General features: G+C 71.3%; 11 protein-coding genes and 1 pseudogene. 8 read left to right on the top strand and 4 right to left on the bottom strand.

Annotated elements, in window-relative coordinates:
- Positions 1-106: 106 nt before the first annotated feature.
- Positions 107-490, bottom strand: coding sequence for a hypothetical protein (locus ACFU7Y_RS31795; RefSeq protein ID WP_224279585.1), 384 nt, complete (start codon positions 488-490; stop codon positions 107-109).
- A gap of 433 nt (positions 491-923) precedes the next feature.
- Here ACFU7Y_RS31795 and ACFU7Y_RS31790 point away from each other — a divergent pair, with 433 nt between their 5' ends.
- The 7 genes from ACFU7Y_RS31790 to ACFU7Y_RS31760 all read left to right on the top strand — a co-directional run bounded on the left by ACFU7Y_RS31790 (position 924) and on the right by ACFU7Y_RS31760 (position 6,982).
- Positions 924-1,502, top strand: coding sequence for an NUDIX hydrolase (locus ACFU7Y_RS31790; protein ID WP_224279587.1), 579 nt, complete (start codon positions 924-926; stop codon positions 1,500-1,502).
- Positions 1,503-1,864: 362 nt separating this feature from the next.
- A complete protein-coding gene (locus ACFU7Y_RS31785; protein ID WP_224279588.1) occupies positions 1,865-2,734 on the top strand; it encodes a hypothetical protein in 870 nt (289 codons plus the stop codon).
- Positions 2,735-3,260: 526 nt separating this feature from the next.
- Positions 3,261-3,881, top strand: coding sequence for a SigE family RNA polymerase sigma factor (locus tag ACFU7Y_RS31780; RefSeq protein WP_374119959.1), 621 nt, complete (start codon positions 3,261-3,263; stop codon positions 3,879-3,881).
- Positions 3,881-4,582 (top strand): hypothetical protein, encoded by a 702-nt coding sequence (locus ACFU7Y_RS31775; RefSeq protein WP_380770459.1) that lies wholly within the window; start codon positions 3,881-3,883, stop codon positions 4,580-4,582. The genes ACFU7Y_RS31780 and ACFU7Y_RS31775 overlap by 1 nt, the downstream gene beginning before the upstream one ends.
- A gap of 355 nt (positions 4,583-4,937) precedes the next feature.
- On the top strand, positions 4,938-5,555 hold the full coding sequence (gene thpR, locus ACFU7Y_RS31770) for an RNA 2',3'-cyclic phosphodiesterase (RefSeq protein WP_380770458.1): 618 nt from the start codon (positions 4,938-4,940) through the stop codon (positions 5,553-5,555).
- 473 nt (positions 5,556-6,028) lie between these two features.
- Positions 6,029-6,187: a hypothetical protein gene (locus tag ACFU7Y_RS31765; RefSeq protein ID WP_224279593.1), complete on the top strand. Its 159-nt coding sequence runs from the start codon at positions 6,029-6,031 to the stop codon at positions 6,185-6,187.
- A 69-nt stretch (positions 6,188-6,256) separates the two neighbouring features.
- Positions 6,257-6,982 carry an NADP-dependent oxidoreductase gene (locus tag ACFU7Y_RS31760; protein ID WP_224279596.1) on the top strand — a complete coding sequence of 242 codons (726 nt, stop codon included), beginning with the start codon at positions 6,257-6,259 and terminating at the stop codon, positions 6,980-6,982.
- A gap of 42 nt (positions 6,983-7,024) precedes the next feature.
- Here ACFU7Y_RS31760 and ACFU7Y_RS31755 read toward each other — a convergent pair whose 3' ends face one another.
- Positions 7,025-7,189 carry a hypothetical protein gene (locus ACFU7Y_RS31755; protein WP_224279598.1) on the bottom strand — a complete coding sequence of 55 codons (165 nt, stop codon included), beginning with the start codon at positions 7,187-7,189 and terminating at the stop codon, positions 7,025-7,027.
- Positions 7,190-7,607: 418 nt separating this feature from the next.
- On the opposite strand from ACFU7Y_RS31755, the gene ACFU7Y_RS31750 reads away from it, so the two are divergent.
- On the top strand, positions 7,608-8,735 hold the full coding sequence (locus tag ACFU7Y_RS31750) for a winged helix DNA-binding domain-containing protein (RefSeq protein ID WP_224279600.1): 1,128 nt from the start codon (positions 7,608-7,610) through the stop codon (positions 8,733-8,735).
- Between the two features lie 237 nt (positions 8,736-8,972).
- On the opposite strand, the pseudogene ACFU7Y_RS31745 reads toward ACFU7Y_RS31750, so the two are convergent.
- Both ACFU7Y_RS31745 and ACFU7Y_RS31740 read right to left on the bottom strand, forming a co-directional pair.
- A pseudogene (locus ACFU7Y_RS31745) lies at positions 8,973-9,191 on the bottom strand (integrase core domain-containing protein); the annotation flags it as partial.
- A 52-nt stretch (positions 9,192-9,243) separates the two neighbouring features.
- Positions 9,244-10,063 (bottom strand): IS30 family transposase (locus ACFU7Y_RS31740; protein ID WP_380770457.1); only part of this gene is annotated, 820 nt, incomplete at its 5' end.

Genomic DNA, 10,063 nt, shown 5'->3' with positions numbered 1-10,063 from the left:
GCCGGACACCGGTGTCCGGCCGGACAGCGACGCGAGAGGGCGGCTGGGGCCGCGCGGTGTGCCGGCACCGAATCAGGCGCGCGTTCCCGCCCCGAGCCGTCGCAGGTCAGCGGAAGATGTGCGGGTCGAACCCGTACACGTTGATGACCTGGATGATCTGCCAGCCGCCGTCCCACTGGTAGAACCGGTGGCCGTCGTAGCGGTACCGGTGGCCGTGGTCGTTGCTGTACCAGTAGCTGCCCTGGCGCTCCCAGGAACGGTGGCCGTCCCAGCGGCTCGTGTGCCCGCTGCCGTAGCCGCCGTAGCGGTCGAAGCGGTCGCCCTCGTGGTCGCGGACCTGGAAGGCCGCCGGGGAGACGGAGACGGTGTCGCGGTGGACGGCCTGAACGGGTGCGGCCGAGGCGGTGCCGCCAGCGAGCAGCAGCCCACCGAGCGTCGCGGCGAGCGCGGCGGCCGCGGTGGCGGCCCGGCGTCCGACGGACTTGTTCATGATCTTTCCTCCTTGATCGGCCCGGAGCCATGGGTCGATGGCTCCGGGCGGCGCCCCGCTGTGGTGGGGCAAGAACGACGCTACGGGAGAAATGTTGAAGCTTGTACATACCGGGCTGTGGGGTATGTCATGCCCATCGGGACGGCAGGGCGAGGAATAACGGGCGGGGCAACCGCGCTGCCCGCGGCCTCCCGCGTCTTCATCGGGCAGCAGGCCCTGCCACGCACCCTCCCCGAGGTCCTCGCCACCAAGCCGGACAAGAACGCCGAGCCGGACCGCCCGGAGTGCCCGGCCTGCCATGCCGACCGCCCCGCCCTGCCCTTTGCCCGCGACCTGAAGAAGGCCGCCAAACACGGCCCAAGCAGGACCGGGACACCGGAAAAGTCACTGAACTCTGGCCCAGCGCCCGCGCCTGACGGTTAATCTTCCGCGCATGCACACTACTGGCGCTCCGGAAGATTTCGACCGAGAGATCCGGGCAACCAGCAGCGACGTCGTATACAAGAACCGCTGGATGACCGTCCGCGAGGACAAGACGATTCGCCAGGACGGTTCGACCGGGATTTTCGGCGTGGTGGAGAAGCCCGATTTCGCGCTGATCGTTCCTTATGCCGACGGTGGATTCCACCTCGTCCAGCAGTACCGGTACCCGGTGGAGGGACGCTACTGGGAGTTCCCACAAGGCTCGTGGGAGGAGCGCCCCGACGCAGATCCGCTGGACCTCGCCCGGGGTGAACTCGCGGAGGAGACGGGGCTCACTGCCGCAGCGATGACGCGGCTCGGGTATCTGTACGAGGCCTACGGATACTGCAACCAAGGCGTCCACATCATTCTCGCCACCGGCTTGACCAGCGGAGAGGCCGACCCGGAAGAGACGGAGGCCGGCATGATCAGCCGCTGGTTCAGCGAGGACGAAGTGTGGCGATTGATCGAGGGCGGACAGCTCCGCGACGCCCCGTCGGTTGCCGCACTCGGCCTGTTCCAGCGCTGCCGCGGCGAACTCGACGTCTGACCGGTCGGAGCCGGGCCGTGGTAGTTCGGCCTGTGAGTGGGTGGGGTGATGTCAGCGGGATGGGTGGCAGCGGGCCGGCCGAGGACGAGGGATCGTCGAGCCGGTCTTCTGCCGGTTGAGGTCATGGATCTGGGCTGTCATGAGGTGAACAAGTCGCTGTCACGGACTGCGATTTGCGCCCGTCGCGCGCGGTAGGCGGCTGACGTGGGGTCGCTCATTCGGCCGTGCAGGTGAGTTGTGAGATCGCTTGTCGCCACGTTCCCAGAGCGCCTGCCGGCTCCGACAGCGAGTGTCACCGGCGACCGGTACCTTGCGTCAATCCGTGCGACACGACATGAATCCGACCCGAAGGAATGCCCATCATGACGCCCGAAACGGCCCCGACGACCGACCTCGACGGGTGGGACGCCGCGCTGGCCGGTGCCTTCGCGATACTGCTCGGCGGAGAACCGGCCGTCGACCCCGCCGCCGGATACGGGGTGTACCACGCCTCGGACTCCCTCGACGAGTTCCTGTTCCCGAACCCCTGGGCCACCCCCGACGCGCTGTCGGGCCGGGAACCGAGGCACCTTCCGGATCCGGACGGCGCGTACCCCTTCTCCCCTTGGACACGGCGGTTCGACCTGGGCGGATCGCTGTTCCGCTTCGACGCCGACCTCCTGACGGGAAAGGGACCGTGGGGCGACGGCGGGCACAAGGGCCCCCGGCCGTTCGACGACACCTTCGTCGCCGACCTGCGGGCCGTCTCCACGGTCGACGAGTCCGGTGAGGCGCTGGTGCGCGGCACGGAGTTGGGACCGCTCCTGGGCCGCCACGGAGTCGACCTCACCACCGAGGAGTCCACGAAGCTGAACGGCTGGCTGACCGTGCTGCTGCGCGTCGCCACAGACGGCACTCTCACCGACGCGATGCGGGCCGCCACGTTCACCGAGCGCGGCCCCGAACACCTGGTGTCGATCCACGACCTGTCGGGCGCCGGCTCCACCGACGAGCCCTGGGAGGACAGGCTGGGCGCGGTCGCGCATCCCGCACTCCGCGACCATCTCCGCATGCTCTGCCGCACCGAGGAGGCCGCGCGCAGCGAGGGCGGCTTCTACTACGGCACCGACCACTGGCCGTGGAGCGACGTCCTCGAAGCGGTCGGCTGCTCCCTTGTCGCGGGCTGGGGGTTCGGCGAGTCCCAGGCCGGCACCGCCGTCGTGCGGTTGCCGGACGCCCCAGGCGCCCGCTGAGCACGCCGCTTCGCCGTCGGCGCCCCTCCAGGCCGACTTCCCTCGCGTTCCTGCCGGCTTGCGCCGCGCAGGGGACGGCACCGTTTTGCTGCCGTCGTGTCGTGCTCAGCGCCAGAGGGTGCGGGTGTGCCGTCGGGGTCCACCCCGTGGGGCCGGCGACCCGGTCCTGAGGCGTAGAGACCGATGCCTGCGTCGGCGGCCTCCCTTCCCGTTCCCAAACCCCTCGCCCCCGCACCACCGCCCGACTCGACGCCCACCCGCGCCGTCATGCTCTGCCACGGCCACCTTTGGCCCGGTTCCACCACACGGGCGCGGGCTGCCTGCTGCGCCGCGGTCTGCTCGTCGCCGACGTCCGGGCGGTGACATTCGATCAGCAGAGGACCCCTCAACCAGCGACAGCGTTTCCGAAGCCGAGCGGGAGCCCGTTCCCGCGAACTGAGCGATGCAACCTTTGCGGCGGCGCGGTGGTGAGTAGGGCAGAGCGATGGTCCGGTCGGGTCGTCGCGTGGACGCAAAGAGGAATCGGATGACCGCGAGCGTATGGCACATCCCGGTGGAGGACCGGCCTCGGCCCGTCACGGCACCGGCTTCCGCGGGCGGCCCGGGCCTGCGGGAGCTTGACTTCGAGGGGTTCGCCGCCACGCGCTGGCGGCGGCTGGTACGCACTGCCTACCTGCTCACAGGCGACTACCACGAGGCCGAGGACGTGGTGCAGGCGACTTTCGCGAAAGTCTTCAGGAACTGGTCCCGGATCAGCCGCCTGGAAGAGCCGGACGCCTACATCCACCGGGCCCTGGTGAACAACAACCTGAGCCGTCACCGACGGCGCCGGGTCAGGCAGCTGCTCATGCCCGTCCTTCCCGATCGGGCGCACACCGCGGGCGGTGGCCACCGCGACGTCGAGGAGCGCTCGGCGCTGCTCCAGGCGCTGGCGGAGCTGCCACAACGCCAGCGGGCCGTGGTCGTCCTGCGCTACTGGGAGGACATGAGCGAGTGCCAGGTCGCCGAAGTGCTCGGCTGCTCGCTGGGCAATGTGAAGAGCCAGGCCAGCCGAGGCCTGGCGAAACTGCGCGGCCACCCGGCGCTGGCCTCGTACTCGGCGGGCACCGGTTCAACGATCGACGGCACGAACGGAGGCAACAGGTGATGGACACCGAGGACATGGTGCGCGGCGCTCTGCGGGACGAGGCGGCCCGGGTCGCGGTGGCGGACTGGTCCGCCGGGCCCGTGTGGGTTCAGGTGCGCCGGCAGCGCCGGGGGCGCCGGATGGCGATGGGCGCGTCGGCGGCGGTGGCCGCGCTCGCCGTGCTGGCCGGCACGGGTGCGGCACTGTCCGCGCAACACGGGGGCCAAGCCGTCGGGCCGGCCTCGCAGGCTCCGCTGGTACCCGTGGGGCCGGCTCCCGAGGCCGTGGTGGTGCAGCCCGGCCAGCAGCTGCCATTGGGCCGCCAGGACTGGTGGATGCAGCTGAAGGACCAGGAGATCTGCATCCACGACGCTCCCGCCTACCAAAGCGGTTCAGGGTGCAGCGGGTATTCCTGGGCGGGGGACACTACCGAGATCACCATGCAGTACTACGGGGCCCCCCCGCAGCACCAGGAGGGTCTGTACAACCTCGTCTACCACGGGCCCGGGCAGGTGGCCCGGATGACCATCGAGCTGGACGGCCAGGCATACTGGGCCACCGTCGCCTCGCTTCCCGGCAACCCGGGTTACGCCAGCGGTTATGTCTGGGGGCCCAGCCTCAAGACCTCCACTGATTCGAAGGCATACCCGCCCGAAGGCATCAAGCTCGCCGCGTACGACGCCCAGGGGAGGGTACTGGCGAGCAAAACGCTGTCGTCCTGAACCAGACCGGCATCGCGCTCCCGGCGCCGGTCGCAGACGAGCACCGCGGCTGCGTACTCGGCCAGGCGCCGGAGCCCGGCCCGGACACCCACTCCGCCGCAGTCGCCGCGATCCCCACGACGGCCGCGAACGCCTCACGCCGGGACGTCTGCCCGCCTGCGTGGTTCGGCCTCGGTCTGCCGATGCCGGCCGGCTCCCGCTCGGTATCGCCCGGCGGGGCGCAGCGGCGGGGGCCGCCAGCGCTGCGCCCGGCGTTGTCGTCCAGCCGAGTCCCACGGCCTGCCCGGGCAGGCCGTGGGACCTGCCCGGCACCAGCGAGCACGGGCGGCCCGCCCTCGGCTAACCTCCCCCCCTCGTGGACGATCACCCCGAACCCTCGACCCTGCGCGTCTTCGTGGCCCTGGCTCCGCCCGACGACGCCAAGGACGAACTGGCCCGGGCCCTGCAGCCCACCTACGCCAGGTACCCGCGGCTGCGGTGGAACCGGGTCGAGGACTGGCACATCACCCTGGCCTTCCTCGGCGAACAGCCGTCCACGGCGGTGCCGCTGCTGCGGTCGGCACTCGCCGCCCCGGCCGCGTCGCACCCCGCCCTGCACCTGGGCCTGCGGGGCGGCGGCCACTTCGACCAGCGCCTGCTGTGGAGCGGGATCGACGGGGATCTGGAGGGACTGCACCAGCTCGCCGCCGACGTCCGGGACCTGATCAGGGCCTGCGGAATCGAGTTCAGGGACCGGCCGCTGAGCCCCCATCTGACGCTGGCACGGTCCCGCCGTGACGATCCCGCCAGCGTGCCGCAGGCCGCGGCCGGGCTCACCGGGTTCGTGGGTCGGCCGTGGCGCACCGAACGTCTCCACCTTGTCGGCAGCAACATCGGCCGTGGCCCCGGGCCGATCCGCTATCGCGACATCGAGGCGTGGCGGTTCGGCGCCGCCGTCCAGGCCAGGGGCGGCGGCGCTCTCACCGAGCCGTAGCCCGCGGGCGAACACCTGCGAGGGGCGGGGAGTCGGCGCCGTGCCGGAGGCCGTCACCGGCTCTGGGCCGACCGTCGTCTGTCCCCGCCGGACGAGGCGGACCGGGCGGCCGAACCGGACTCGTTCGAGGTGATCTCGAAGCCCTCGCCCGCGAACTCCTCCCGCAGTGCCCGGAGCGGGACGGGAAGGACCTCGGGCCGCTGATTCCGCCCAGGCCGACCAAGCGCCGGCTGCTCGCCGCATTGGTGACCGTGCCGGGCGATCCGTGGCGGGAGGCCCGGCGGCAGCACACCCGCGACCACCCTGATCACAAGGCGCAGGGCTGCGCGAGCCGGCTTCTCACGTGGGGCGGGTCGGTGGTTCGCTGAAGATCCCTTGAATGGGAATGCCGGGCCGCGACACTGCCTGTGATGCCGGTCGCGAGTGCGTGGCCTTCGGCACGGCCCCGCCCGTGATCCGGAAGCGAGGGCCTCATGAGCATGATGCGCGCGGTACGCGCTCACCGGCGCGAAGGCCCCGAAGAGCTGGTCTACGAGAGTGCGCCCCGCCCCGAGCCAGCGCCAGGTGAGGTCGCCGTCGCGGTCCGGGCCGCCTCCGTCACCGCGGGAGACCTTGCCTGGGACGCCACCTGAACCGACGGCTTCGACGGCTCCGGGCGGGACCGGACGCCCGCCATCCCCGCGCACGAGGCGTCCGGCGTCGTGGTCGAGCACGGGGCCGGTGCCACGGCTCCGGCCTTGGGCGCCGAGGTGTACGGATTGATTCCGTTCCTGCGGGACGGGGCCGCCGCCGAGTACGTCGGCGTGCCGGCCGGGATCCTCGCCGCCAAGCCGGCCCGACCGGACCACCGCAGCGCGGCGGCCGTCCCGCCGGCGGCGCTCACGGTATGGCAGGCCCTGGTCGACCACGCCCACCCGGAGCCCAGCCGGCACGCCCTCGTCCACGGCGGCGCCGGAGGCGTCGGCTCGTTCGCCGTCCAGATCGCCACCGCACTGGGCACAAGGGCCACCGCCACCGCCTCGGCCCGCGACGCCCAATTCGTCGCCGGCCCTCGGCGCCCAGGACGTCATCGACTACGCAGGCGGCCGGTTCGAGGACCAGGTGGCCGCATGGACGTTGTCCTCGACACGGTGGGCGGCGACACCCAGACCCGGTCGTGGGCCGTGCTGCGCCCCGGCGGCGTCCTGGTCGGCATCGTCGCGCCGCCCGACCCCAGCACGGCCCGGGACCCCGCCGCACGTGGCGTGTTCTTCGTCGTCGAGCCGGACCGTGACGGACTCGACGCCGTCAGCGAGTTGATCGCGAGCGGACGGTTGCTCCCGCAGGTCGACCGGGTCGTTCCGCTCGCGCAGACGCGCGCCGCGTACGAGGCGCTGGAGAAGGAACACCGGCGCGGCAAGGTCGTCATCCAGGTCGCGGACGGATAGCCGACCGCAGCCCAGCCGATGACCTCCGGCTGGGCCGCGCTGTCAGGCCCACGCCGCCGGTAGCCGGGGCAACTGCCCGGTGGCGGAGCTGCGCACCGTCCAGACACGGTTCCCGGCGTTGCCGGGGCAGTATGCCGACGGCCCGCCGAGCATGGACCACCGGTTCATCCCGGACAGGACCACCCAGCGGGCGATCCGCCTGCTCACGGCCCTCCTGGCCGTGCGTCCCAGGGCCGTACGCCGCCAGGGGGCTGCTGCACTCTGGCTCGCCCCGCCGTCCGGGCTCGCTCCGGCTCGCCCCGGCCTGGTCGGCTGGTGGCCGTCAGGCCGCCCTGGAGAACGTCCAGGAGGCCGTCCTGGCGTCGTCCTGGTGTCTGTCCGGTGCTGTCGCGTTGTGCTGTCGTGGGGGCGTGTGACGTGGGCGGATACCCTCGATCCTGTGTGTGGTGGGGCGCGACAGCACCCGCAACAGCCGCAGCCTGGTGCCGGTCGTCCCGGGCTCGCGACTGTCCGATGACAACGAACCTTGAGCACGTGCCATCGAACCTTGACGGACACGGATCGATGTCACCGAACTTGGAACACGAGGCGCCGGCGGGTGCGAGACAGGGCAGAATGCTGGGCTGTGATGATCACCGCGCGTGAACTCAACCGGGCGACCCTCAGCCGTCAGCTGCTGCTGGAACGCGAGCCGCTGACCGTCCCCGACGGGATGCGGCGCGTGGTCGCGCTCCAGGCGCAGCACCCGGCCTCGCCGTACGTTGCCCTGTGGAACCGGCTCACCGGTTTCGCCCCGGCCGAGCTCGACGCAGCCTTCGCCGGGCGATCGGTGGTCAAGGCGACCCTGATGCGGATCACCCTGCACGCCGTGCATGCCGAGGACTATCCGGTCTTCCGCGCGGCAGTGCAGCCCTTGCTGTACGCCTCCCGACTCGGCTCCCGCTTCGCCGCCGCCGGGCTGACCCCCGCGGACGCCGACGAGTTGGTGCCGGAGTTGCTGGCCTTCGCCTGTCGACCGCGGACCTCGGCCGAGATGCAGGCGTGGGCCGAGAAGCGTCTCGGCGCCGAGAAGAAGGACGGGGCATGGTGGGGGCTGAAGGCTTATGCGCCGCTGCACCATGCCCCGACGGATGCGCCGTGGTCGTTCGGCCCCCGGCCGTCCTTCGTCGCGGCCGGAACCGGGCCCGTGCCAGAGGACGGGGAGCACCAGGCCCTGCGGGCCCTGATCCTGCGCTACCTGGCGGGGTTCGGACCTGCGTCGGTCGCGGACGTGGCGCAATTCGCCCTGGTGCAACGGACGCACGTCCGCACGGCGCTCCGTGCTCTGGACGGCGCCGTCGAACAGTTCCAGGGGCCGGACGGCGACACGCTGTTCGACCTCCCGGGCGCCTCCCGACCGTCCGCCGAAACCCCCGCTCCTCCCCGGCTCATGGCCATGTGGGACAGCATTCTGCTGGCCTACGCCGACCGCAGCCGGGTGATACCCCCGGCCTACCGCCCTCTGGTGATCCGACGCAACGGCGACGTCCTGCCCACCCTGCTGGTGGACGGCCATGTCGCCGGCGTGTGGCGCCCTGCGGGCGGCGGCATCGAGGCCACGGCCTTTCAGCCTCTGGCACCCGCCGTCTGGGACGGACTCGCCGAGGAGGCCCGGTCCCTGACTGCCCTCCTCAGCGACCGCGAGGCAGCCGTCTACAGCCGTTACCACCACTGGTGGGCAAAACTCCCCGAGGCCGAGGTACGGATGCTGTGACCAGCGATCTGCTCGCTCGGACTTCGATGACACACGCTCAAGGTGCGCCGTCACAGGACAGCATCCGTCGGGGCCGGCCTTCGGCTGGCGACGGTGGGGCTCGGCGGCAGGTGGGGAAGTGGCGGGGTGCAATGCGGGGCTGTGTTGCGGGTCTGAGTAGGTGTTATGTGGCCGGGAGGGGCCGGTTGGGTGTGTTGTGAGCTTGCTCCGCTTTGACGGACACCGTTGGTGTGGTGGTCAGGCCGCCAGGACGGTCTCGTATTCGGCGGGACTGCGGTAGCCAAGGCTGCTGTGCAGCCTGCGTATGTTGTACCAGGCTTCGATCCACTCGAAGATCGCGGTCCGTGCCGCGGCCCGGCTGGGCCAGGGGCGGTCGCCCGGCAGCTCCCGTTTGAGGGTGGCGAAGAAGGACTCGGCGAGTGCGTTGTCCCAGCACTGGCCGGTCCGGCCGACCGACATCCGAACTCGCCTGCCAGATCGGCGAATTCACGGCTGGTGCTGCCCGGGTTCAACCGGTCGTTGCAACACCGCCTTGTTGGATCAAGAGTAGTTGTTCGTTGAGTACTTCGGAGGGCGTCTTCCATTGCAGGGTCTTGCGGGGACGGCCGTTGAGTGCGGTGGCGACGGCGTCGAGGTCGCTCTTGCTATGCCTGCTCAGGCCGGTTCCCCTCGGGAAGTACTGCCGCAGCAGGCCATTCGTGTTCTCGTTGGTGCCGCGCTGCCAGGGTGAGTGTGGGTCGGCGAAGTAGATCTGCAGGCCGGTGTCGATGCGCAGTTGGACGTGCTGGGCCGTCTCCGAGCCCTGGTCCCAGGTCAGTGACCTGCGTAGTTGCTCGGGGAGGTCCGTGATTGTGGCGGCGATGGCATCGCGGACGGCCTCGGCGCCGTGGCCGGCCAGGGCTGGGCCGTTCTTGGAGCGTGGACCGCCGTGGCCTTCCATCGGTGGAAGGTGCAGGAGCATCGTGAAGCGGGTGGTGCGCTCGACCAGCGTGCCGATCGCGGACCTGTTCAGGCCGATGATGAGGTCACCCTCCCAGTGCCCGGGCACAGCCCGGTCCTGGGCCTCGGCGGGCCGCTGGCTGATCAGCACGTCCTCGGTGACGAACTGCTTGCCGCGGCCCTGAGTCCGGGCTCGGGGGACCCGCAGCGCCCGGCCGGTGCGCAGGCAGGCCGTGAGCTCCCGCTTGAGCCCGCCACGGCCCTGGACATACAGGGCCTGGTAGATCGCTTCGGGGGAGATACGCATGGTCTCGTCCTCGGGGAAGTCGAGCGGGAGGCGTCGGGCGATCTGCTCCGGGCTCCACGCCGTCGCCCAGCGTCGGTCCTGG

Origin of the sequence: Kitasatospora sp. NPDC057542, assembly GCF_042801945.1 — a bacterium.
Classification (GTDB): Bacteria; Actinomycetota; Actinomycetes; order Streptomycetales; family Streptomycetaceae; genus Kitasatospora.
The sequence above is the reverse complement of the archived record's forward strand: the minus strand, read 5'-3'. Positions and strand labels throughout refer to the sequence as shown.

Excerpts from the sequence above, each read along its gene's own strand:
- ACFU7Y_RS31785 (WP_224279588.1), top strand. The coding sequence starts at position 1,865 with ATGACGCCCGAAACGGCCCCGACGACCGACCTCGACGGGTGGGACGCC.
- ACFU7Y_RS31790 (WP_224279587.1), top strand. The coding sequence starts at position 924 with ATGCACACTACTGGCGCTCCGGAAGATTTCGACCGAGAGATCCGGGCA.
- ACFU7Y_RS31765 (WP_224279593.1), top strand. The coding sequence starts at position 6,029 with ATGAGCATGATGCGCGCGGTACGCGCTCACCGGCGCGAAGGCCCCGAA.
- ACFU7Y_RS31795 (WP_224279585.1), bottom strand. The coding sequence starts at position 490 with ATGAACAAGTCCGTCGGACGCCGGGCCGCCACCGCGGCCGCCGCGCTC.
- ACFU7Y_RS31780 (WP_374119959.1), top strand. The coding sequence starts at position 3,261 with ATGACCGCGAGCGTATGGCACATCCCGGTGGAGGACCGGCCTCGGCCC.
- ACFU7Y_RS31775 (WP_380770459.1), top strand. The coding sequence starts at position 3,881 with ATGGACACCGAGGACATGGTGCGCGGCGCTCTGCGGGACGAGGCGGCC.